General features: G+C 66.4%; 23 protein-coding genes. 11 read left to right on the forward strand and 12 right to left on the reverse strand.

Features of this window, described 5'->3' with window-relative positions:
- Positions 1-30: 30 nt before the first annotated feature.
- Positions 31-636 carry a response regulator transcription factor gene (locus tag VMT65_RS25490; protein WP_326310914.1) on the reverse strand — a complete coding sequence of 202 codons (606 nt, stop codon included), beginning with the start codon at positions 634-636 and terminating at the stop codon, positions 31-33.
- Positions 637-710: 74 nt separating this feature from the next.
- Here VMT65_RS25490 and VMT65_RS25495 point away from each other — a divergent pair, with 74 nt between their 5' ends.
- Both VMT65_RS25495 and VMT65_RS25500 read left to right on the forward strand, forming a co-directional pair.
- On the forward strand, positions 711-2,441 hold the full coding sequence (locus tag VMT65_RS25495) for a sensor histidine kinase (protein WP_326310915.1): 1,731 nt from the start codon (positions 711-713) through the stop codon (positions 2,439-2,441).
- 123 nt (positions 2,442-2,564) lie between these two features.
- Positions 2,565-2,855, forward strand: a complete 291-nt coding sequence (locus VMT65_RS25500; protein ID WP_326310916.1) for a hypothetical protein — start codon at positions 2,565-2,567, stop codon at positions 2,853-2,855.
- A gap of 34 nt (positions 2,856-2,889) precedes the next feature.
- Here VMT65_RS25500 and VMT65_RS25505 read toward each other — a convergent pair whose 3' ends face one another.
- A complete protein-coding gene (locus VMT65_RS25505) occupies positions 2,890-3,816 on the reverse strand; it encodes a zinc-binding dehydrogenase (protein WP_326310917.1) in 927 nt (308 codons plus the stop codon).
- Between the two features lie 90 nt (positions 3,817-3,906).
- Between VMT65_RS25505 and VMT65_RS25510 the strand changes: the two genes are divergently transcribed.
- Complete coding sequence (locus tag VMT65_RS25510) at positions 3,907-4,449, forward strand: TetR/AcrR family transcriptional regulator (RefSeq protein WP_326310918.1); 543 nt, start codon at positions 3,907-3,909, stop codon at positions 4,447-4,449.
- An 18-nt stretch (positions 4,450-4,467) separates the two neighbouring features.
- On the opposite strand, the gene VMT65_RS25515 is transcribed toward VMT65_RS25510, so the two are convergent.
- Positions 4,468-4,926 carry a MaoC family dehydratase gene (locus VMT65_RS25515; protein WP_326310919.1) on the reverse strand — a complete coding sequence of 153 codons (459 nt, stop codon included), beginning with the start codon at positions 4,924-4,926 and terminating at the stop codon, positions 4,468-4,470.
- Between the two features lie 127 nt (positions 4,927-5,053).
- On the opposite strand from VMT65_RS25515, the gene VMT65_RS25520 reads away from it, so the two are divergent.
- The 3 genes from VMT65_RS25520 to VMT65_RS25530 all read left to right on the forward strand — a co-directional run bounded on the left by VMT65_RS25520 (position 5,054) and on the right by VMT65_RS25530 (position 8,627).
- Entirely contained in the window at positions 5,054-5,674 is a 621-nt protein-coding gene (locus tag VMT65_RS25520; RefSeq protein ID WP_326310920.1) for a pentapeptide repeat-containing protein, read from the forward strand.
- Positions 5,675-5,914: 240 nt separating this feature from the next.
- Positions 5,915-7,222, forward strand: coding sequence for a hypothetical protein (locus tag VMT65_RS25525; protein ID WP_326310921.1), 1,308 nt, complete (start codon positions 5,915-5,917; stop codon positions 7,220-7,222).
- Between the two features lie 118 nt (positions 7,223-7,340).
- Entirely contained in the window at positions 7,341-8,627 is a 1,287-nt protein-coding gene (locus VMT65_RS25530; RefSeq protein ID WP_326310922.1) for a DUF2786 domain-containing protein, read from the forward strand.
- A gap of 7 nt (positions 8,628-8,634) precedes the next feature.
- On the opposite strand, the gene VMT65_RS25535 is transcribed toward VMT65_RS25530, so the two are convergent.
- From VMT65_RS25535 to VMT65_RS25550, 4 genes are all read right to left on the reverse strand, one after another.
- Positions 8,635-9,237, reverse strand: a complete 603-nt coding sequence (locus VMT65_RS25535) for a cupin domain-containing protein (RefSeq protein WP_326310923.1) — start codon at positions 9,235-9,237, stop codon at positions 8,635-8,637.
- Positions 9,230-10,336: a 4Fe-4S binding protein gene (locus VMT65_RS25540; protein WP_326310924.1), complete on the reverse strand. Its 1,107-nt coding sequence runs from the start codon at positions 10,334-10,336 to the stop codon at positions 9,230-9,232. Before VMT65_RS25540 ends, VMT65_RS25535 begins: the two co-directional genes overlap by 8 nt.
- On the reverse strand, positions 10,333-11,307 hold the full coding sequence (locus VMT65_RS25545) for a 4Fe-4S binding protein (protein WP_326310925.1): 975 nt from the start codon (positions 11,305-11,307) through the stop codon (positions 10,333-10,335). The genes VMT65_RS25540 and VMT65_RS25545 overlap by 4 nt, the downstream gene beginning before the upstream one ends.
- A 100-nt stretch (positions 11,308-11,407) precedes the next feature.
- Complete coding sequence (locus tag VMT65_RS25550) at positions 11,408-11,956, reverse strand: AraC family transcriptional regulator (RefSeq protein WP_326310926.1); 549 nt, start codon at positions 11,954-11,956, stop codon at positions 11,408-11,410.
- Positions 11,957-12,283: 327 nt separating this feature from the next.
- Here VMT65_RS25550 and VMT65_RS25555 point away from each other — a divergent pair, with 327 nt between their 5' ends.
- The gene (locus VMT65_RS25555) at positions 12,284-13,255 is read left to right on the forward strand and encodes a zinc-binding dehydrogenase (protein WP_326310927.1); all 972 of its coding nucleotides are present in this window, start codon (positions 12,284-12,286) and stop codon (positions 13,253-13,255) included.
- 21 nt (positions 13,256-13,276) lie between these two features.
- Here VMT65_RS25555 and VMT65_RS25560 read toward each other — a convergent pair whose 3' ends face one another.
- Positions 13,277-13,921, reverse strand: a complete 645-nt coding sequence (locus VMT65_RS25560; protein ID WP_326310928.1) for a hypothetical protein — start codon at positions 13,919-13,921, stop codon at positions 13,277-13,279.
- Between the two features lie 251 nt (positions 13,922-14,172).
- Here VMT65_RS25560 and VMT65_RS25565 point away from each other — a divergent pair, with 251 nt between their 5' ends.
- From VMT65_RS25565 to VMT65_RS25580, 4 genes are read left to right on the forward strand one after another with little or no spacing between them, the layout of a single operon-like run.
- Positions 14,173-15,366 (forward strand): glycosyltransferase 87 family protein, encoded by a 1,194-nt coding sequence (locus VMT65_RS25565; protein ID WP_326310929.1) that lies wholly within the window; start codon positions 14,173-14,175, stop codon positions 15,364-15,366.
- An 8-nt stretch (positions 15,367-15,374) separates the two neighbouring features.
- Entirely contained in the window at positions 15,375-16,043 is a 669-nt protein-coding gene (locus VMT65_RS25570) for a PAS and ANTAR domain-containing protein (RefSeq protein ID WP_326310930.1), read from the forward strand.
- A gap of 55 nt (positions 16,044-16,098) precedes the next feature.
- On the forward strand, positions 16,099-16,608 hold the full coding sequence (locus tag VMT65_RS25575; RefSeq protein WP_326310931.1) for a DUF3237 domain-containing protein: 510 nt from the start codon (positions 16,099-16,101) through the stop codon (positions 16,606-16,608).
- A gap of 23 nt (positions 16,609-16,631) precedes the next feature.
- Complete coding sequence (locus VMT65_RS25580) at positions 16,632-17,039, forward strand: nuclear transport factor 2 family protein (RefSeq protein ID WP_326310932.1); 408 nt, start codon at positions 16,632-16,634, stop codon at positions 17,037-17,039.
- Positions 17,040-17,044: 5 nt separating this feature from the next.
- Here the strand turns inward: VMT65_RS25580 and VMT65_RS25585 are convergent, their stop codons facing one another.
- From VMT65_RS25585 to VMT65_RS25600, 4 genes are all read right to left on the reverse strand, one after another.
- Positions 17,045-17,962 carry an alpha/beta hydrolase gene (locus VMT65_RS25585; RefSeq protein WP_442790308.1) on the reverse strand — a complete coding sequence of 306 codons (918 nt, stop codon included), beginning with the start codon at positions 17,960-17,962 and terminating at the stop codon, positions 17,045-17,047.
- Positions 17,963-18,098: 136 nt separating this feature from the next.
- Positions 18,099-18,851, reverse strand: a complete 753-nt coding sequence (locus VMT65_RS25590; RefSeq protein WP_326310934.1) for a fumarylacetoacetate hydrolase family protein — start codon at positions 18,849-18,851, stop codon at positions 18,099-18,101.
- A gap of 3 nt (positions 18,852-18,854) precedes the next feature.
- The gene (locus VMT65_RS25595; RefSeq protein ID WP_326310935.1) at positions 18,855-21,752 is read right to left on the reverse strand and encodes an FAD-binding and (Fe-S)-binding domain-containing protein; all 2,898 of its coding nucleotides are present in this window, start codon (positions 21,750-21,752) and stop codon (positions 18,855-18,857) included.
- Positions 21,749-23,086, reverse strand: coding sequence for an MFS transporter (locus VMT65_RS25600; RefSeq protein WP_326310936.1), 1,338 nt, complete (start codon positions 23,084-23,086; stop codon positions 21,749-21,751). Before VMT65_RS25600 ends, VMT65_RS25595 begins: the two co-directional genes overlap by 4 nt.
- Positions 23,087-23,188: the final 102 nt, after the last annotated feature.

The following is a 23,188-nucleotide window of genomic DNA, read 5'->3' on the forward strand; positions in this document are numbered from 1 at the left end:
ATCAGCGAACATGCCCGGGCAGGATGCGAGTCACAGCCAGCCGGATTCGGTGGCCACCCGGACCGCGTCGATGCGATTGCGGGCCTGCAGCTTCGACACCGACGAGGCGAGATAGTTGCGCACCGTGCCGTAGGACAGGTGCAGGCGGGCGGCGATCTCCTTGGCGTCCGCGCCCGCCGCGTAGCCGCGCAGCACCTCGGTCTCGCGATCGGTGAGCGGGTTGTCCGGGGCGCGCAAGGTGGTGAAGGCCAGGTTCGGGTCGAGGACGGTGCCGCCCGCGGCGACGGTCCGCACCGCGTGCATGAGCTCCGGCCGGGCGCAATCCTTGAGGACGAACCCGCCCACACCGATCGCGGTGGCGCGCTTGACATGTCCCGGGCTGCTCAGCGCGGTGAGGATGAGGATGCGGCAGGTGGGTACCTGTTCGCGAAGTTCGACCGCGGCGGCCAGCCCGTCCTTGCCGGGCAGGTCGATATCGAGCAGCGCGAGGTCGGGTTGCGTGGTGATCGCCGTGGTCAGTACCGCATCGCCGCGATCCACGGCCGCCACGACATCGATATCGTCTTCCAGCGTCAGGGTCGCGATCAGCGTGTCGCGCAATAGCCGCATGTCCTCGGCGACCAGCACTTTGATCATGGGTTCTCTCCCCGTCGCAGGTCAGGCGAGGCTCCGGTTGCCTGAAACGCCCTTGGTGATATGCAATCATCGGCGTGTCGTTTTTGCCGCGGTACGGCGGGTACCTGTTCTTGCTGCTCTTCGTACTGTCGGTGTGGGCGGACGGGGCCGGTGTGGTGCCGACGATTTGCGCTGCGGCGCAGGCGGTCTTGCTGACCCTCGCGCAGCGTCGGCCCGGGAGCCGCGGGGCGGTGATGGCGGTGCAGCCGCTGCTCACCTATTTGCCCATCGTCCTGGGGCGAGCCGAAGCGAATGTGGACTGTCTGCTCGCGGCGACCGTGCTGTGGTGCTTGCCGAATCGGTTGCGATGGGTCGTTTTCCTCGCGGTCGCGGCGAGTTCCGGATTCGTGCATGTCGGTTGGCACGGTGTGTGGACGGATCACCTTTACGCCGACCTCAATACGGCGGCGATCGGTTTGGTCGCCTATAGCCTGCTGCGGTTGCCGAGCCTGGTCGATCGCCTGGAACGGACGCAGGGTGACCTCGCCGACGCGACGCTGGCTCGGGAACGGTTGGAGGTCGCGCGCCGCCTGCGTGCGGCGCTCGGCGACCAGCTGACCGGTGTCGGAGATCTGTTGCGCCGGGCACGGACCGAACTGACTGCCGATCCCCTGCGAGCTCGCACCTCAGTCGAGCAGGCGACCGCCGCGACTCGTCGGGTGATCGAGACCGTCCGCGAAACCGCCGCTGTGCACCGCGAGCTCGAGATCCGTCCCGCGGATGAGTCTCCGGTGTCACGGCTGACACCCCGGCTGACCCTGTTCGCACTGATCACGAGTCTTTTCGCGTGGACGGTGATCAAGACCCTCGAATCCGAACACGACTCCGTGGCGACGGCGGTCGGCGGTGCGGTGTTGTCGAGTCTGCTGGTGGCGCAGGTGCTTCGGCCGGCCTGGGCGAAACGGCTGCTGCCGGTTCAGGCCGCGGTAACGCTGCTGCCCCTGCCCTGGTTGGGTTCCGCATGGGGCGTCTGGCTGATGCTGCTCGCGGTGGCGGTGCTGCTGTCCGGACGCGGGATCACGGCGGTGCTCGCCACCGTCGGCCTGGTCGCGTTGCGAGCCGTCTACTCCGCACCGGACGCGCGCTGGGGTTGGATGATCCTGGCGACGGAGGCGATTCTGGTGGTATCCGGTCTGTGCCGCTTCTGGCAGCTTTCGACGCAGCTGAACGCCTCGCGAATCGCGTTGGCGGGCACCATATTGCAGGTCGAGCGGTTGCGCGTCGCCCGCGACATCCACGACCTGCTGGGCATGACGCTCTCGGTGCTGGCGCTCAAAGGGGACCTCATCGCCGCACTCGTCACCCGCGATGCCGGGCGCGCGGAGACCGAAATCGATGAGGCCCTGCGCATTATCGCCGGTGCCCACACCGAGGCGCGCGCACTGGTCGACGACACCGCCGCGCGATCGCTGCGCCGCGAACTCGAAGCCGCCCGCCAGGCCCTCACCGACGCGTGCCGAACCGTTCGGGTCGATTACGACGACGACCTCCCCGACCGAGCCGGCGCGGTGCTCGCGCCGGTGGTGCGTGAAGCGGTCACCAATGTGCTCCGCCACAGCACCCCGACCCACGTCGAAATCGCGTGCCGAAACCGAAAAGGGTTCGTGCACTTGAACATGCGCAACGACGGCGTCTCCACTTCGCCGCGCACCGGCGGCCAGGGCCTACGCAACATGCGCACCCGAGTCGTCGACGCGGGCGGCCTGTTCGAGACCGCTCTCACGGGCGGCGAGTTCTCCCTCACCGCCCAGGTGCCATGCCCCTGACCGTGCACAATGCACACCCCGGAAGGTGTGCACCGCACACCGAACCGATGGCCCGCGCACTACGAAATCGCGGTCTCGGACAAGAGGCTTGTAGTTGTTCAACAGACAACAAAGGAGCCCCTCATGCCGGTCCTACGCGTCCACAACTACCGAGTCGACGACGCCGACCTCGACACCCTCCTCACCCAACGCGCCGCCCTGATCGCCGGAATCCGCAAGGCCGTCGCCGGCCTGACCGAAACCCGCCTGGCCCGCCTCGAAGACGGCACCTATCTCGACACCTGGCGCTGGGAATCCGCCGAACAAATGCTCACGGCCCTGGGCGCATCCCAGGGCTTCCCGCTCGTGGCCACCACCATGTCGCTGACCATCGCCCCCACCGCCACCAACGCCGAGATCATCGACGAACACTAGGAGAGGGGGTCGACGATCGGGGCGATCCCTCCACTCAGGGAATGGTGAGCACGGCCTTGCCGCGCAATCGCCCGGCGGCCATGTCCTCGAGTAGCCCGGCGGCATGGGTCCAGTCGTGATGATGGCCGATCGGTACGGACAGCTCACTTGCCGCGGCCATTCCGAGCAATCGCTGGAGTTCGCGGGTGTCGTGTTCGGGGTGGCCGTCGGCGTCGAAGACGAACTGCCGCAGCGTCAATGACCCTCCGGCGCGGAGCATTTCGAAGAAGTCGAGGGTCATCGGCTGCCCGCTGGATTGTCCGAACCACAGCAGCGATCCGGCGGTGCGCAGCTTGCGTGCGGCGGCCGAGCCCAGTTGTCCACCGACCGACTCCAGCACGATGTCGACCGATCCATCCGGTATCGCGCTCATGTCGTGGACGATCTTGGCTCCGGCTGCCTCGATATGGTCGGTCGGCAGTTCCGGCTGCGCCATCGCGATCACCGTGGCACCCTCGGCAACGGCGAGCCGGACGATGAATTGCCCTACGCCGCCGCCCATTCCGGTCGCCAATACGGTGGTGCCCGCGAGCGGCCCGGCCAACTCGAGCAATCGCACGGCGACCAGGCCGGGCAACGGCACCGCTGCGGCGACGGCCAGCGGCAGCTCGGCCGGTACTCGGGCGAGCCGGTCCACGGGTACCGCGACGAATTCGGCCGCCGCACCGCCCGATGGCAAATGGAACGCGACCGCAGTGCCCACCTCCGGTGCGCCATCACCATCGGCTGCCGCCACCACACCGGCACCGTCGAGCCCCGGTCGGAACCCCGAAACGCCCCGTCGCAGATAGAGGTAGTCCGCACGATTCAAACCGAACTCGTGAACCCGAACGAGCGCCTCTCCCGCTCGCGGCACCGGGGTGTCGACCTCCTCGATGCTCGTCCACCCACCGTGGCCGACCGCCGAAACCAGTGCGCGCATAACCAATCTCCTCAAAACGGTAGTATCACTACCGGATTACTGTAGGCGCTAAACGGTAGTAGTGCTACCACTTTGGAACTTGGAGGCGACATGGCGGAGGCCGCGCGTGCCCCACGCAAGGATCAATTGCAGAACCGCCGAAGGCTGCTCGACACCGCTCGCGCGGTGTTCGCGGAGCAGGGTGCGGGCGTCGGCATCGACGCCGTGGCCCGCAGGGCCGGAGTGGGAACCACGACCTTCTATCGCCACTTCCCGACCAAGGATGCGCTCGTCGCCAGCCTGCTCGCCGAACTCACCGGCGGCGCACGCGAAGTCGCGGCCCGGGCGGCAGCGACAGCGGATGCCTGGCAGGCATTCACCCTCGTGTTCACCGAAGGCTGCGTGCTCGATCCGGCCGACCTGCGCCTGTTCGACATCCTCTGCCGCACCAGCCCCGCCGCCGCCGAGCTGGGATATCGAGCCACCGCGGACCTCATCGCGCCCGTCGTCGAACGAGCTCAGCGCGCGGGTGCGCTGCGCGGCGATGTGAGCACCGACGATGTGGCCGCGTTCATGCGAATGGCAGACTCCGCGCACTCCCCCGAACAACGCCGCCTCGCCCACGCGGTCATGCTGGCCGGGCTTGCGTGTTGACGGCGTATGGCCCTTCGATCAGGACCAGAGCACGCGCGTCAGCGTCTCGGCGACACAGGCGGGCTTCACCGCGCCCTCGATCTCGACGGTCTGGGTGATCGTCAACTCGGTCCAACCGTCCGCCAATTCCCTTATGCCGTCCAGCTTTCCGATGGCGCGTAAGCGCGAACCCACTGGAACCGGCGCGGGAAAGCGCACCTTGTTCAGCCCGTAGTTGACCGCCATTGCCGCCCCGGACAACTCGAACTGATCCCACGAGAAATGGGCCAGCAGCGAAAGCGTCAGGTACCCATGCGCGATCGTCGCCCCGAACGGCCCCTTCGCCGCGCGCACCGGATCGACATGTATCCACTGCCGATCCTCACTGGCCCCGGCGAACTCGTCGATCCGCCCCTGCTCAACGGTCAGCCACCCACTCGGCCCCAACTCCTGCCCGACATGGGCCTTCAGTTCATCAAGGCTGTGGAAGACCTGCACGGCATCTCTCCGTATTCGTTTGTCTTGGACGGCTGGGTACGCACCATGATTGCAGGAGATCGGGAACTGTGGGGTGTCGGTGGACAGCGATACGGTGGCGGTATGTGGACGAATCGCGGGGCATACGGTGGCTGATCGGCGGGCTGGGGAGAAGGCGCCACCGACCGAACACACGATCCGTGGCGAGGACTGGTACGGCCGGGAATTGGTGGACGAAACCTTCTCCCGGGTCGAGTTTCTCGATGTCGACATGAGCGAGATCACCACGCGGCGAACCGTTTTCACCGAATGCTCCTTCCGAAACGTGAGCTTCGCCCAAGCCACCCACTCCAGCGTCGGATTCCTGAACTGCACGTTCACCGCATGCCGGTTCTTCGAAACCGAGTTCACGATGTGCAAACTCACCGGCAGCATGTTCGACCGCTGCACCTTCACCCTGCTGAAAGCGGTAGGCGGAGACTGGTCTTTCGTCGGCCTCCCCGGAGCCGACCTGCGCGGCACCACCTTCACCGACCTCCGCATGCGAGAAATCGACCTCACCTACGCCCGCTGCCAAAAAGCCACCTTCCACACCGTCGACCTCTCCGGCGCCTGGCTCACCAAGGCCGACTTCACCGCAGCCGACCTACGCGGCAGCGACCTCACCTCCCTCGACCCCCTGAACACCACCATCACCGCCGCCCTCATCGACCCAGCCCAAGCCATCACCCTCGCCACCGCCCTCGGCGTCAAGGTGCTACCTACTTGAAACTGTCTCGCGCCTCGATCGAACACCTTGTCATCCCTGAGGTGTGTTCTCATGGCCAGGATCGGACACGCCGTGCCGGGTGGCGGCAACGTGTTCATTCGGTGACGGCGTCGACCACCTGGTAGTCATACTGTCCAGGCTCTTTTGGTGTGTTCTCGCCGAACAATCGCTCTACCGTCATCGAACTATCGAAATGAGGTAGCTGGATTGCTGTGTGCCACACGATCGACCGGGAAGACGTTGTCGCGCTGGAGTTTCGGTGCGATCGCCGCGCTAGCGGTGACCTCCTGCGCGAGTTCGCACTCCACCACTCCCGCCACCGCGGGAACGCTTGATGCCGGGTTCGGTTCCGGCGGTAAGGTCTCCACCGATCTCGGATCGAGCGCCGACCATGCCCGCGCGGTCGCGGTGCAGTCCGATGGCAAGATTGTCGTCGCGGGCTCGGCCCAGGATCCCGCCCAGGGCGACAATTTCGCGATCGTTCGCTATACGGCCGACGGCCAACTCGACGCCGGATTCGGCGACCACGGCAAGGTCTCCACCGATTTCGGCGGTAAGGCCGATGTGGCCAACGCGGTGGCGATCGAATCCGACGGCAAGATCATCGTCGCGGGCACCAGCCACGGCACCGCCACCGGCGACAACATCGCCCTGGCCCGCTACACCGCCGACGGCAAGCCCGACACCGGATTCGGTGATGGCGGCAAGGTCTCGACCGACCTGGGCACCCAGGCGGATCACGCCAACGCCGTCGCGGTGCAATCCGACGGCAAGATCGTCGTCGCAGGCTCCACCCATGATCCAGATCCCGCCCAGGGCGACGACTTCGTGGTGGTGCGCTACGCATCGGATGGCAAGCCCGACACCGGGTTCGGCCGCAATGGCGTGGTCTCCACTGATTTCGGCGGTAAGGCCGATGTCGCCAACGCGGTCGCGATCCAAACCGACGGCAAGATCGTCGCGGCGGGCACCAGCCACGGCACCACCACGGGCGACAATATCGCCCTGGCCCGCTACACCGCCGACGGCATGCTCGACGCCGGTTTCGGTGATGGCGGCAAGGTCTCGACCGACCTGGGCACCCAGGCCGATCACGCCAACGCCGTCGCGCTCACCTCCGAGGGCCGGATCGTGATCGCGGGCTCCACCCACGATCCCGCCCAGGGCGACAACTTCGTACTGGTGCGCTACACCGCCGACGGCAAGCAGGACACGGGATTCGGCGACGGCGGCAAGGCGACGACCGATTTCGGCGGCAAGGCCGACGTCGCCTACGGGCTGGCGATCGCCCCGGACGGCAAGCTGGTCGCCGCCGGAACCAGCACCGGCACCGCCACTGGCGACAACATCGCGCTGGCCCGCTACAGCGCGGACGGCAAGCCGGACAACGGTTTCGGTGACGGCGGCAAGATATCCACCGATCTGGGCACCAAAGCCGATCACGGCAGCGCCGTGGCCCTCCAGTCCGACGGCAAGATCCTCGTGGCCGGCAGCACCGCAGACCCCCAGCAGGGCGACAACTTCGTGGTAGTCCGCTACAACGCCTGACCATCCCGTCGGCACGGCAGGCGGCACCTCATCGCCGCCTGCCGTGCTGGCGGCCGCCGTGACATCGGTAGGCCTTATCGTGGGTTCCGGTGGTGCTGGGTGAGCGGAGGGCGGAGCTGTGGGTAAGAATCGGCGGCATCGGGCCGCAGCTCAGCGGGCGCGGCTCGCTGGCGGGGGCGAGGTATTGGGGCTGGTTGAGGGGGCGACGGCGGAGCAGGTTGGTGCCGCGGTTCTCGAGGCCGCGCTTCAGTCCATTCAGAGTGCCCGTGCGGCACAGTATTTTGCGGGGATTTTGACGGGTGGCGGGGCGTTTACGCCGGAACTCGAGCGGGGTGCGGACTGGGCGGCTCGACATCTGATCGTGGAGGCCGGTAGGCGGGGATGGTTGCCGGGGGATGTGTATCAGGCTGCGGTTCGGCGGGTTGATGAATTCGCTGTGGGGTATCTGGTCGATACTCTGGCCGCGTATGTTCGGGAGTTTGCTCCCGAGTCGGTTGATCCGATCTGGCTGGCACAGCTGGAGGAGATGGGTGCCACGGTGTGGTGGTCGGCGGATGAGCCGCATCTGGGGCAGTGGGCTCGCAAGCAGTTGCTGATTCCGGTCGAGGCCATGACCACCGTGATCGAAGCGCTTGCGTTGTTGAGCAACTTTCCGCAGTTGGCGGTCATTCGGCCGTTGCCGGGGACCGCGCGACCGGCGTCCGGGGCGCGGCACGCCATTGATGAGAAGGTGTTGGGGCGGGTTCGGGGGTTGCTGGCGAAGGCGGAGTCGACGGACTTTCCGGATGAGGCGGAGACGCTTTCGGCGAAGGCTCAGGAACTCATGACCAAGTACGCGATCGATCGGGTGCTCGTCGAGGCGGATACCAGTGCGCCGGAGCTGCCGGGTGCGCGCCGAATCTGGTTGGAGACACCGTATTTGGATGCGAAGGCGCTCTTGGTCGATGCGGTCGCCAAGGCGAACCGGTGCCGCGCGATTTTCTCCTCCGCGTGGGGGTTCGTCGCCATTGTCGGCGATGAGGACGAACTCGATGTCGTCGAATTGTTGGTCACCTCGCTGCTGGTCCAGGCGACCAGGGCGATGATCGCCCACGGCAATGAGAGCGGCCGCGACAATCACGCCCGCAGTCGCACGTTCCGCAAATCGTTCCTGGTTTCCTACGCCACTCGCATCGGTGAGCGACTGACCCGTGCGAACGAGGAGACGATCGCGAAATCCGCTGCGCCCGAACGGCTGTTGCCGGTTCTGGCTTCGTATCAGGTGGCAATCGACAAGGCCTTCGACACTCTGTTCCCGACTGCCAGAAGGTCGCGCGTGTCGGTGGGCAGTGCGGAGGGGTGGCACGCGGGACGCGAGGCCGCGGACCGTGCGCAACTGGCGGCCCGCCGGCCGATCCGGAAGTAGCGCGCGGTCAGCTCGTTCGGAAGATGTGGTCGCGCAGGCCTGCCGCCGGGCGGTAGCCGCGCTGTTTCGCGACGCGCGTGGCCAAGGGCAGCAGCAGCCGTCGCTGCACAGGCACCGGGATGGATGCGGCGTAGGTGACCGAACCCGGGGTGCCGAGCATCATCAGTAGGTGGAGCAGGCGAAGCTCCTGCTGGCCGTTGGTTTGTCGATCGCGGATCGCCTGGCCGAGCGTGCGTCCGAAGGCCAGGAGCCAGACCGGTCCGGGCGTGTAGAGCGTGCGCAGGACGATTGGTTGGTCGGAGTCGTTGTAGGGATCGACGTGTGGGGTGTCGGCCGGAATGGTCAGCACCTCGCCGGGCTCGAGGATTCCGGAGCGACGACCCCGGCGGAAGCGAGCTCGAGCACCCTCGAGGAGCAGACAGTACTGGGTTGTCCCGAGATGGATGTGCGCCGGTCCCTTTCCGGTCCCGGGCGGCAGCACCCGAGTGACGCCCAGGTACTGCCGACCCTCGACGAAGAACCAGGGATGGATCTCGATCCGCGCGCCATCAGCGCCCGAGTAGATCTCGAAGATCGGTAGATCCAACGGGAAATCGGGCACGCTAGTCATGGCGCTCCGGCGCGGGATCGATCTCGGGTGCCGGAACATCGACCCGGCGAGGATGTCGAATGGTCTTGTGGGGGAAGCGGTTCCGAACATGCGCTTCGGCCGACGACCCACCGTCCACGTACACGTACTCCGGCTTACGCGCCAACGGCTGCACCACGTCGCGGGCGTGCGCCTCCGGGTCGGCGAGGTAACCGCCGAGCACATCACTGCCCGCCGGGCACACCGCGACGCAATACCCCGCCCGGAACTGCGGTTCGAACGACAGGCTCTGCCACACCGCGAGGGTCTCGCTCGGCGTCACGCGCCGCCGATAGTCCGCCGCGTCGGCGCTGTCCACGACCTCCTCGACCCACCCCGCGAAGTTCGACAGCTCGTGATGATTGTTGTGGGTGTAACAGGCATCGAAGTCGAATCCGCCGTCGGCGTGAATCGCCCCGACCGGACAGGTGGTCACACACAGCCCGCAGTCGATGCAGGGATTCGAAGCGACCGGGCTCGAATACCGCGACACCGCCCGGTCGATCAGGATTGTGCCCAGCACTATGAACGTCCCGAAGCGCGGATGAATCACATTGCGGTGCAATCCCATCTGACCCAGCCCGGCGGCCACCGCCACCAGCTTGTGCGAAACCACCCAGCTGCGATTCGGGAACCGGTGAATCTCGGCGGGAAATCCGGCCGCCGGATACAACGCCCGCACCCCGTGCTGCTGCAACGTCAGGCAGATGCGCCGCGCCGCCTCGTGCCCGAGTTCCTGCGTGGTAGCGACATCGCGGTTCGCCGCACTCGTCGACCGACTGCGCAGGTTGTCGCGACTGGTCCGCAGACAGAAGCCGATCAGGGCGCGGGTGCCGGGCAACGCCTCGAGCACATAATCGCGTTCGCCTTCGAGCCCGGGCGCGTTCAGATCGACGAATCCGACATCGTCGATCCCCTCGGACAGGCAGAGCTCACGCAGCCAGTCGGCATCGAGTTCCGCCGGCTCGGCAGGCGCATCGGCCCGGGCACGCACCTTTCGCACCGTCGGATGCGCCTCCACTCCCCCGCTGCGATCCACCGGCACATGCAAGGAATTCCACAGCCGCCCAGCGTCGTTCATTTCGACTCCGGTGCCGCGTCGATGCCGTCGGGCGGCATGATCCCGGTGTCGACGTATCGCACCGTCTTGGCCTTGTACCGCTTGCGCACATGCCTTTCCGCATTGGATCCGGCGCTCACATAGACGTTCTCCGGCTTGCGTTGCAGCGGCCGCAGCACCTGCTGCAGGTGACCGACCCGATCGTCGAGGTACGGCCCGATCACCTCCTCACCGGCCGGGCACACCGCCACGCAATACCCCGACCGATACTGACGCCGCGACTGCATGGTGGTCTCGCGAGCGGTCATTCGCCCGTTGTAGTCCTGCGCGTCGGCGCTGTCGGCCATGGTCTCGGCCCAGTCGGCGAAGTTGTTCACGAACTGGTTGTAGGTGTGGGTGTAGCAGGAGTTGAAGTCGAAACTGCCGTCATTGTGGATCGCCCCCACCGGGCAGGCCGCCACGCACAGATAGCAGCCCAGGCATGGGTTCCAGTCCAGCGGTTGCGAATACGGCGCGATCACCGCCTCGGTCAAGACGGTGCCCAGCCCGATGAAGCTCCCGAACCGCGGATGAATCACGCACCGATGGATCCCCATATGCCCCAATCCGGCCGCCACCGCGACCGGCTTGTGCGACACCGTCCACCCTCGACTCGGCAACCGATGCGACTCCACCGGAAACGTCACCGACGGATACAGCGTCCGAAACCCCCGGTCCTGCAGCGCGATACTGATCCGGTGGCCGATCTGATCGAGAACCGGTATGGCCGTATCGATCTCGGTATTGACATTGCTGGCCGCGCGGCTGACGAAATTCGCCCGCGTGACCCGGACGCACACCGCGATCAACGACCGTGTACTCGGAAGCGCCTCCCGCACATACTCGACTTCCCCTTCGAGCCCCGGCGTCTCCAACGCCGCGAACCCCACATCATCGGCTCCCGCCGCGAGACACAACTCCCGCAGCTCCGCCGCATCCAGAATCCCGGTCATGTCGGTACCTCCCAAGACATAGACCTCGCGCACCGCCGAAACTCATCGGTGATCCACGTCATACGATAAACGCGTTGTCCGACAAGGCCTTCGCGTCACCTCATGAGCGCTGGTCGGCGCGATATCTGCCCGGGGTCGTGCCGATGAGGTTGGTGAAGGCGGCAATGAAGTGGCTGGGGTTGGACCAGCCGCAGGCATGAGCCGTGCAGGTGGTGTCGTGGCCCTCCGCGAGGAGGATGAGGGCGCGGTACACGCGGAGCTGGGTTCGCCACTCGTAATAGGTCATTCCGAGTTCGGACTGGAACAGGCGGCTCAGGGTGCGAGCGCTGGCACCGATCGCGCGGCCGAGGTCCGGCAGCGAGGTGTTGTCGGCGGGGTTGTCGTAAAGGCGGACGGCGATGGCGCGCAGGCGATCATCGTGGGGTTCCGGGAGATGCAGCCGCTGCTCGGGTGATTCGTGCAGCTCGTCGAGCAGGATGCGGCGTAACCGCGCCTGCGCCGCACGGTCGTACTTGCGGGCGGAGTCGTCGTAATTGCCCGGCCCGGTCAGCACCAACAGCAGTTCGCGTGCGAGGTTGGAGACCTCGAACACCGCCGGACGCGGCGGGGCGAGCCGGGCCTGTCCGGGTGGCAGGAACAGGATCCGCATGTCCGTCTCACCGTGTGCCCGGTGGTAGTGCGCGAATCCGGCTGGCGTCCAAGCGATTCGATTGGCAGGCACGATCGAGGTCCCGGTCTCGGTGTGTACCGAGAGCACCCCGCGGGCCGCGTACACCAGATGTCCGCGCGTATGCGAGTGTCCCGAGCTCGTGCCCCCGGAAGGCCACAGATGCGCCCCACCCGACGACCAGAGCCGCGAGGTCGGACCGGTCGCGGGGTTTTGGCGGCGAACGGGCATAGGTTGGCATTCTATCGGTAGCTCGCCACCCCGCCAGCCGTCCAAACTCGAGGCATGAGCGAACACAGGAGCAGGACAATGCGAGCCGCCGTGTGTGTCGCGGCGGGCGGCCCGGAGGTACTCGAGATTCGGGAGCTGCCCGTCCCACGGGTGCGGGAGGGTTGGAGCCTGGTCCAGGTGCACGGCACCGGTCTCAACCGATCGGAATTGCGTACCCGCCAGGGACATTCGCCGACCGTGCGATTCCCGCGTGTGCTCGGCATCGAATGCGTGGGCACCGTCGCCGCCTCGACCGATCCCCGCCTGCCGGAGGGCACGACCGTCGCCGCGGTCATGGGTGAGATGGGCCGCCAATTCGATGGCGGCTACGCCGAATACGCCCTGCTGCCGAACTCGCTGCTGATGCCGCTCGACACCACCCTGCCCTGGGATGTGCTGGCCGCCCTGCCCGAAACCTACCTGACCGCGCAGGGCGCTCTGGACGCGCTGGGCATCACCCCGGGCGACCGCGGCCGACTCCTCATCCGAGGCGGCACGTCCTCGGTCGGCATGGCCGCGATCTCGATCGCCTCCGGCTACAGCCTCGATACCGCGGCCACCACCCGGCAGCAGGTCAAGACCGCCGCCCTGACCGTCGCCGGGGTCGACCACGCGATCCTCGACACCGGCGGCTCGCTCGCGGACCAGATCCACGAATTCTGGCCCGAGGGACCGGATTACATCCTCGATCTGGTCGGCGCGAACACCGCCGCGGACTCGCTCCAACTGGTCCGCCGCGGCGGCACCGTCTGCGTCTCGGGCTCCCTGAGCGGCTGGCTGATCCCGAACTTCGAACCCATCGCCCTGATCCCGCCCGGCACGAAACTCACCGCCTTCCACAGCGACACCTACAAGGGCGCGACAACCCTGCTGCAGCGCGTCGTCCACGAGGTCGAGTCCGGCACCTACCGCCCGAACGTGGACCGCGTCTTCGCCCTCGACGACATTGTCGCCGCACACCGGTATATGGAGGACAACCGCGCCACCGGCAAACTCGTCATGCTGCCGTAGTCGAGGCGGTGGCTCGGCCGCCTACTTTCCGACACCCCAGGTATATACCTGCTTGTTCGTCGGGGAGGTGGCTTGGAACAAGGTGAAGGTGACGTTCACCGCGGGAACGACGCTCATTTCGCAGGCGAACATCTTCTGCCCGGTGGGATCGACCGGGGTCGCCACATCGGAGATCCTGATGTCGAGATTCGCGCCCGTGCGGTTGATCCGGCCGTGCACCGACCCCGAGGGCTCCGACGCCGCGCCGATCGGATACGCGACCTCGTACCAGGTCCCCGGCTTGCCGGACTGTGCCGGGAACTCGTAGCCGACCACCCAGAACTTCAGGTCGGTGATCGTCAGCAGGTTCCCGCGCTGCACCGCGTTCTGCAGCGATTGCTGATTGCGTTCGCTCACGTAAAAGCCCATGTGCAGCGGCGCGGTGGCTTCGCCGTCCCAATCCAGGTTTTCGATGAGCCCGCAGGTGTGCATCGTCTTGGTGGCCGGATTCAGGGCTTTCCCGATACCGGGATAGTTCGGAACTCCGGTAAAGGTGGCCGGTGTGGAGACATCCGGCGACAGCGTCGTCGTATCGGCTATCAGACCGATCAGATAACCGCTGGTCTGAGGACGCGGATGCTTATCGGGGGCGGCCGCATATTTCCAGTCGAGGTGGTAATCGTACATTGCGCTCATTGTCCGCGCGATGGTGATCGAATATTGGAAAACCGTTGTGCGGCAGCGTGATCGCTACTCATTGCGCAATGACCGGTTGGTTCGTTGCGCATCACCGAGTGGCGATCCCGCGCCCCGGTTACTACGGTGGGGCGGGCAATCGGGAAGCCCAATCGATGGGGGTGAGCATGCCGGTATCGGCGTTCGACCAGGTGGCAGTCACGACGGAGGCCGTTCCACGGCGGCGTTCGATACCACCCGCGGTGACGTGGGTCGTGGCGATCCTGGGAGCGCTGGCCGGGTGGTACTACCTCGGGCAGGTGGCCGCCGCACCGCGCATGATGATGCACCTGGTCGACCTGGGCGCGTATCAGGTCGCGGGAGACCGTGTGGTGCACGGGGTGTCGGTCTACGACAGCCCGCTGCGCGGCCACACACGCGGTGTTTTCGAATTCGTCTACACCCCGTTCGCGGCGATCATGTTCGTGCCCTTGGCCTTCCTGCACGGGACGGTCTTCACCTGGGTGGGCGGGCTCACCAACTTCGCACTGCTCACCGGTTCGGTCTGGGCGGCACTGCTGGTGCTGCGCTACCGCTGGGACCGGCACACGCTCATCGTCGGTCCCGCGGCGGCCGCGATCCTGCTGCTGTGCGAGCCGATTCGCGAAACCGTGGGCTTCGGTCAGATCAATATCCTGCTGCTTCTGCTGGTCCTCGCCGATATGGCGCTGCCCGATTCGTCCCGGTGGAAGGGCGCGCTCACCGGTATCGCGGCCGGAATCAAGCTGACCCCCATCTTTTTCGTGGCCTATCTGCTGGTCACCCGTCGATTCCGGGCCGCCGCCACCGCGATCGGCGCGCTCGTCGTCACCATGGTCGTGGGTCTGGCCGTCCTGCCCAAGGATTCGCTGACCTTCTGGAGCGGCGCGTTCGCCGACCCGGCCCGCGTGGGCGTGCCCGAGAACCCGCAGAACGAGTCACTGCGCGGCATGATCGCGCGCTCCCTGGGCGCGGCGTTCGGACCGCAGCTGCTGTGGCTGGCGGCCGCCGTGGCGATCGCCGTGGTCTGCCTGCTGCTGGCCCGCCGGTTGTCGATGACCGGTCGCGAGCTCCCCGCCGTCACCCTGGTCGGCCTGACCAGTACGGTCGTGTCCCCGTACAGCTGGATCCACCACTGGGTGTGGCTGGCCCCGCTGCTGATCTATCTGACCCACCTGGCTGTCCGGCATCCCAGTCTGCCGACCGTCGCGGTCCTGCTCGTCACCTTTGTGATTACCTCCGGTGGCGTGATGGACCTGGTCCACCTGCATTACGGCAGCATCTTCGACATCCCGAGCCACGGGCCGTTCGCGCTGCTCGACCACAATGCCTACATCTGGCTGACCCTCGCGCTGTTCGCGGCGACGGCACTGTGGCTGCGGAGTATGCGGCCTGTCGAAGAACGCGCCGGGTCATAATGTTCGTCATGGTGTCGCCTGACGGATTCCCGACCGCGGAATCGCTCCCATCGCCCGGCGAGGCATCCTTGCCGTCCAGCGCGACGGGGAGTTTCCGCTTTTGGTTCGCCACCGAGCGTTGGGAGTGGTCGCCGGAGCTGTACCAGATGCACGGCTATCAGCCCGGCGAGATCGAACCCACCACCGAACTGCTGCTCGCGCACAAGCATCCCGACGACCGCGAGCATGTCGCGGACACCATCAACCGTTCGATACAGGAGGGCAACCCCTTCTCGAGTCGCCACCGGTTCATCGACGCGCACGGCGTCGAGCACCACGTCATGGTGGTGGCGGACCGCATTCTCGACAGTGACGGGAATCCGGTGGGAACCGCGGGTTTCTATATCGACCTCTCCGAGGTCGAACGCATGGCGCTGGATCAGAAGCTGCCCGAGGTCATCGAGGCCCGCGCGGTGATCGAACAGGCCAAGTCCATTCTCATGCGCATGTACCGCATCAGCGCCGATCAGGCCTTCAAGATCCTGGTCTGGCGCTCGCAGGAGACGAATGTCAAGCTGCGCGTGCTGGCCGCCCAGCTCATTGCCGAACTGGCCGATGTTCCGCCGCCGTCCCCGGCGATCGTGGCGGCCTTCGACCACATCCTGCTGACCCTGCACCTCCGCGTCCCCGAGGAGTGATCCCGGATCGGGCCGCACCCTTGGGTTCCTCGCCCATGCTGGCTATAGTTGACTCATGTCAGCTAGTGCTACGCGGGATGGTTCGGGAGTACTGGAGGGACCGGTTCGGTCGACTCTGGCCGTCGAACACCTGATGGACATCGACCTGAAATTCCAAGAGACACAAATATTCCCGACCCCCGCCGCGTTCCGGCTGATCGCCGTCGCGGGGACGGGAACCTTCGAGGGGCCGCGCCTGCGCGGCACCATCCGGCCCGGCGGCGGCGATTGGCTGACCATGGGCAAGGATCTGATCTGCCGACTCGACATCCGCGCGACCCTGCGCACCGACGACGCGGAATACATCTACCTGACCTCGGGCGGTCGCGTCGCACTCGCGGATTCGGCTGCGATGCAACGCTATCTGGCCGGGGAGACCCTGCGCGCCGCGGACATGCACGCGCGCACGCTGCCGGTCTTCGAAACCGGCGCCGAACGCTACGCGTGGCTCAATCGCACCGTGAACGTCGGATTCGCCGAGCTGTCCCTCACCCACATCACCTACCGCGTCTACACCATCGAATAGCGCTCCGGCGGAACGGATTTCCCATGCCCACCACACTCGATTTGGCCGCCACCTTCGACACCTACGCCAAGGCGTGGTCCGCCCACGACCCCGATGCCATCATCGCCCTGCACTCCCTCGACACTCAATTCTGGCTGCACTCCGGAGCGCAGCCGGTCCAGGGCCGCCCGGCCGTGCGGGAGGCCTTCGCCGAAATGTTCCGGCAGTGGCCGGGATTCGGCTTCGAGGTCTATCGACTGCTGCTCGGTGAGCAGCACTGGGTCCTGGACTGGGCCCTGACCGCCGAGCCGACCGGCTCGGACGGACAACCGCATCCGATCCGCTTCGACTGCGTGGACATCGTGACCGTGGACGCGGACGGACTCGTGGTTCGCAAGGACACCTTTGTCGACGCCGCGCAGGTCCGGGCGTCGCTGTCCGCGCTCGCCTGAGCGGTTCACGCGCCGATCGCAGCCGCCATGATGGGCCAGAATTCGTGCAGATCGTCCTGCCAGTACCCCCAGGAGTGGGTCCCCTCGTGCGGTCGATAGGTCGCGGGAATGCCCAGTCCGGCCAATCGCGCTGCCAGGCGCAACGTGCACTGACCGGTCGCGGCCTCGATCGCGCCGCCCTCGACGATCTGATTCTGTAGGACATCGGCGCTGCCCGCCTCGGCGAGATTGTCGTGGCGGCCGGGCAGTCCGTTCCCGCTCGACAGGTAAATGGTGTGGCCGCGCAGGAGTTCGGCGTGCAGGTAGGGATCGTTGTCGGTCCACGCGGAATCGCCGATCGGGCCCCACATATTGTCGGTATTCCCACCGCCGTGCACGTGGGTGGTGAGATAGACGTAAGACCGGCCGAGGGGCGTGCTGGTCTCCGGGCAGCTGCTGAACGCGCCCACCGCCTCGTACAGGTCGGGAGCCGCCTCGGTGAGTGCCAACGCCGATGTCCCCGACATCGACAGTCCGACAAGGGCATTGCGTCCCGACGGGTGTAGTACGGCGTCGATGATCGGGGGCAGTTCGGAGGTCAGGAACGTCTTCCACCTATTGCGCCCGAGAACAGGGTCGTCGTGCTGCCAGTCGGTGTAATAGGTCGACCCGCCGCCGTGTGGAATGACGATATTGATCCCCGTACCGGGCGCGAAGGCGAGCAGATCTGTCTTTGTCTGCCAGACGGTTTCCTCATCGTCGAGTGTCGCGCCGAACAAGAGGTACGCGGTCGGTCGTCCGACGCTGCCGCCATCGGGAATGAGAACATCCTGCGGAATGACTCGATCCATGGCGGCCGAGTAGACATAGACCGTCAGTTGATGATCACTGACCCACTCGATTCGATCGACATGTGCGGTCTCGGCGTGCGCCGTCGGAATCATGATGGGAGTCAACGAGATCAGGGCCGCGGCCAAGGCTGTGCGCAGTACATTCCGGACTTTTGGCACCACCAATAGATGGTAGTCCTGTTGACAGCAGCTCAGGCGCCGATTGCGGCGGTGGCCAGCTGTCGCCCGGTCAGGTGCGTTCGACCACGGTGTTGCGCAGGGTACCGATGCCCGCGATCTCGACTTCGACCAGATCGCCGGGCACCAGCGGGCCCACGCCCGCCGGGCTGCCGGTGAGCAGGATGTCACCGGGTTGCAGGGTGATCCAGCGGGTCACATAGGCCAGCAGGCGGTCGACCCCGAAGACCATGTCCGCGGTCGATTCCGACTGCACGACACGGCCTCCCACCCTCGTCGTGAGGTGGATGTCGGACGGGTCGGCGAGCTCGGTTTCGATCCACGGGCCGAGCGGGCAGAAGGTATCGGAGCTCTTGGCCCGCGCCCACTGCCCGTCATCGCGCCAGTCATGGGCGGTGACGTCATTGGCGCAGGTGTACCCGAGGACGTACTCCCCTGCCCGCTCGACCGGCACCCGCCGGGCGGTGCGGCCGATGACCACGGCCAGCTCGCCCTCGTACTCGAGCCGCCGCAGTTCGCTGGGCCGCCGGATCGATGTGTCGGGGCCGGTGATCGCGTTGGGAGACTTGAGAAACAGCGACGGCCGGGTCGGGCGGGCCCGGCCTTGTGCGGCCAGGTGTCCGGCGTAATTGCTGCCCGCGCACACGATGGTGCGTGGCTCGCACGGGGCGAGCAGTTCCACCTCCGCCAGGGGTGCTACGTGCGCGCCGGGTTCGGTTTTGCCCCAGGGTAATTCGTGCACCGCGTCCCCGACCAGGACTCCGCGGCCGACCCGGCCCTTCACCGCGTATCGAACGATCCGCATCCTTTATCCGTTCTCCGCCAAGGCTTCCCGCACCAGCTCCAACGGATGCCAGGCCGTTCGACCGGCCCCGTGGAAGATCTGCTGCCGACACGAGACCCCCGTCGCCGCCACGATCGTATCGGCCGGTTCGGCGGCCAAGGCCGGGAACAGGCGATCCTCGCCGACCGCGAGAGACATCTCGTAGTGCTCGGATTCGAAACCGAACGATCCGGCCATGCCACAGCATCCGGAGTCGATCTCCTCGACCACCGCACCCGGAATGCGGCGCAGCAGCGCCATGGTGGCGGCCGTGCCGACCTCGGCCTTCTGGTGGCAGTGGCCGTGGAAGACGATCCGCTGCCCGGCGAATCGGGAATCCGCCCGCAGCCGTAGCCTTCCGGCGTCGATGGCCTCGACGAGCAGCTCCTCGACCTGCCGGACCCGATCGGCCACCGTGTGCACCGCGTGGGTGTAGGGCGCGAGCGCCTTGTACTCGTCGCGCAGCATGAAGACGCACGACGGTTCGCAGCCGACGATCGGCGAATCGGGGACCGTCGTGTGGGTCAGCGAATCGACCAGTGCCGCGGCCTTTTTCTTCGCATCGTCGAGCAGCCCCTTGGACATGCTGGACCGTCCGCAGCAACCCCCGGCGGCGAGCTCGACCTGCCATCCCGCGCGCTCCAGCAGTTCGATGCCCGCCCGACCGATATGCGGTTCGGTGAATGTGGTGAACGAATCGGCCAGCCAGTTCACCGTCCCCAGCGGCGCGGGGGCACCGACCATGTCGCGCCGACCGAACCAGCGAATCAGGTTGGCCCGCTGGAAGGTTGGCAGAGGTCGGGGTGCCGCGATGCCGAGTGTCCGGTCCAGGAGTCGACGCAGCAGCCAGATCCGGCCGGGCACATTCGACAGCGGTGCGGTCGCCGAGCCGATCCGGTTCAGGGCCCGAATCGACCCGAAAAGCCGTGAGCGCAAGGGTGTTCCGTGGATTTCATGGTGATGCGCGAGCGTCTCGGCCTTCAATGACGCCATGTCCACGCTCATCGGGCATTCGCTCTTGCACGCCTTGCACATCAGGCACAGGTCGAGGATCTCGTGCAGCCGCTCATCGCCGAGCGCCACGTGTGGATCGGGTTCGGACAGGGCCTTGACCAGGGCGTTGGCTCGTCCACGGGTGGCGTCCTCCTCGTTCTTGGTGGCGATGTAGGACGGGCACATCACTCCGGGTCCGGCCTTGCGGCACAGCCCGATATTCATGCATCGATCCGCCGCGCCGCGCATCCCGCCGACGACCTCGAACGCCAGCTTGGTGGTCAGCGGCGGCGCGGGTGGCAGGGCATCCCGGTCGCGCAGGTTCTCGGTCATGGGCGGGGCGTCCACGATCTTGCCCGGGTTCATGATGCCGAGCGGATCGAAGAGCCGCTTGACCTTCCGCATGGCCTCATACAGCTCGTCGCCGAAGATCTCCCGATTGAACTCGCTGCGCGCCAGCCCGTCGCCGTGCTCGCTGGAGTTCACCCCGCCGTATTCGGCGACCAGATCCTTGACCGCCTCGGCCACCGTACGCATGTTCTCGACCTGCTGCGGATCGGTCAGATCCACGAACGGCCGAATATGCAGGCAGCCCACCGAGCAGTGGCCGTAGAAGCCGGCCTCCATGTGGTGTTCGTCGAGAATCCTCGCGAGCCGCTTGGTGTATTCGGCCAGATGGATCGGGTCGACCGCGGTGTCCTCGATGAAGGCCAGCGGGCGGCGGGTGCCCTCCCCCGCGGCCATGAGCAGTCCGAGACTGGACTTGCGGACCTTGAGCAGAGCCTTCTGATCGGCGGGGGTCACCGCGCGCAGGATGTGATAGCCGTGCCCGCTCTCGCGCCAGATCGCCTCCAGCTCATCGAGTTTCGCGACCAGCGCCGCCTCGTCGTCACCGCTGAACGAGACGAACAGCAGCGCGCCCGGATCGCCGACGAGGATGGTGCCCAGCTCGGCGTATTCGATCTTCTGGCGGGAGAGTTCGAGGATCGTGCGATCCATCAGCTCGACCTGATGGGGGTCGCAACTGAGCGCGTCGGTCGTGGCGGCGATGGCGTTGTGGGTGTCGTCGAAATGCCCTACGGCATAGACGGTATGCGCGGGCTTGGGAATGAGATCGACCAGCGCATGGGTCGCGATGACCAGCGTGCCCTCCGCGCCGACCACGAACTTGGCCAGATCGAACGGCGTGCCCTTGCCGAAGCCGACCAACCGGTCGAGCCGGTAGCCGCCGGCGCGTCGCCAGAAGAGCGGCATACCGGACCGGATGGCCTGCTCGTTGTCGAGGACCAGCCGCGGGAGTTCCCGATAGATCCGGCCCTCCAGCGTGTCGGCGGTGGCTCGCCGCTGCCGTTCGGCCTCGTCGACGGGCTCCAGCCGGGCTCGTGAGCCATCGGCGAGCACGACGTCCAACGCGCGCACATGGTCGATGGTCATGCCGTAGGTCAGGGAACCGCTTCCGGCGGAATTGTTTCCGATCATCCCGCCGATCGTGGCGCGGTTGCTGGTGGAGGTATCCGGCCCGAACATCAGCCCGTATTCGGCCGCGGCCCGATTGAGCTGATCCTGGACGACCCCGACTTCGACCAGGGCCGTGCGGCTCTCGGCGTCGATGACAATCCGATTCAAATGCCGCGACATGTCCAGCACCAGCCCGGGGCCCACGGTCTGGCCCGCGAGGCTGGTGCCCGCGCCGCGCGCCACGATCGGCACCCCGAATTCGGCGGCCACCCGCACCGCGGCGGCGACATCCTCGGCGTGTTTGGGAAACGCCACGCCCAGCGGGGTGATGGCGTACATGCTGGCGTCGCGGGAGAAGAGGTGTCGGCTGTAGTCGTCGAAGGCGAGTTCGCCGTCCATGACCGCGCTCAATGCCTGCTCGAGTGGTGTCATTGAAAATCCTTGTTGTCCACGGTGATTGGCTGCATGGGTGGTTGCGCGGGCGCCGCGGCCTGGGTGGCGGCGTGCAGGTGCTTGCGCAGGGTCAGCACCAGCAGCGCCGCGACCGCGAACACGATCCCGAAGAACACCTGCGTGAGTGCGTAGCCACCGCCACTGAGATCACTGAGCCAGCCGCCGATATACGGTCCGAAGAAGCTCCCGAGATTCCCGACCCCATTGATCAGTCCCATGCCGGCACCGGCCGCGGCCACCGGCGTGAGCTTGGTGACCGTCGCCCAGAAGGGGCCGTACCAGGCGATGGATGCCGCCGTACCCAGGATCATGGCCAACAGCACGATCCACTTCTGTTCCGCCGAAACGAAACTCGCGCCCACCAGGATCAGGGCCGCGGAACCCAGCACCACCGACATGTGGGCGATGTGCCCGCCCCGCCGATCCGCGGACCGCCCGACCAGAATGATCGCCGCCCCCGCCGCGATCTGCGGCAGGATCGCCACCAGCCCGACCTTCATATCGGTATGAAAGGCCTTCTTGAGCACACTCGGCATCCACAGCGTCAGCCCGAGCAGGCCCATCTGGGTGAGGGTGTAGATGAGCGCGAACTGCCACACGATTCGAGAGGTGAACGCCGCCTTGAACGTTCCGCGCGACTGCAGCTGCTCGCCCTCTTGGAGCCGAGCGTTCTCGATGTAGTCACGCTCGACCTGCGACAGCCACCCCGCCTTGGCCGGGGTATCGCGCACGATCGCCAGCCACGCGATGAGCCCGACGATCAGCGGAGCCCCGCCCTGGATGACGAACATCCACCGCCAGTCCAGATAGGTGAGGATGACGCCCGAGAACGGTGCCGCCACAATCGCCGCGATCGGGGTGTAGAGCTTGAAAATCGCGAAGGCCCGGCTTCTTTCGGCGAAGGGGAACCAGGCGCGAATGGTGGTCATCAACGCCGGTTGCACCCCGCCCTCGGCCACCCCGAGCAGGAATCGAGCCAGCAGCAGCTGCCCGACCGAATGCGTCAGCCCCGAGGCCATGGCGGCCACGCTCCAGAGCACCATGAGGATGGCGATCCACTGCCGGGCACTCCACCGCTCGGCCATGTACCCGCCGGGAATCTGCAGCAGCAGATAGCCCCAGAAGAAGATGCCGCTCGCCAATCCCTGCTGCGCACCGGTGAGGTGCATATCGGTTTTCAGGTGTGGCAGAGCGAAACTGATATTCGTGCGGTCGATATAACAGATGACGTAGATGAAGACGACGACCGGCAGAATATAGGTCCACCGTTTCATATGGGACAGTCGCCGGACAGGGGAAGTCCGCTCGATCACGACCTACCTCCTCGTAGGAAATCGCTCGGAGCGGAGCATCCGGGTAGATCGCGGGCCGTTTCGTCTCGGCCGCCCAGCGGGGAGCGATGAAAGTAAAGAGAG

It is taken from the genome of Nocardia sp. CDC153 (assembly GCF_035818515.1).
Classification (GTDB): domain Bacteria; phylum Actinomycetota; class Actinomycetes; order Mycobacteriales; family Mycobacteriaceae; genus Nocardia.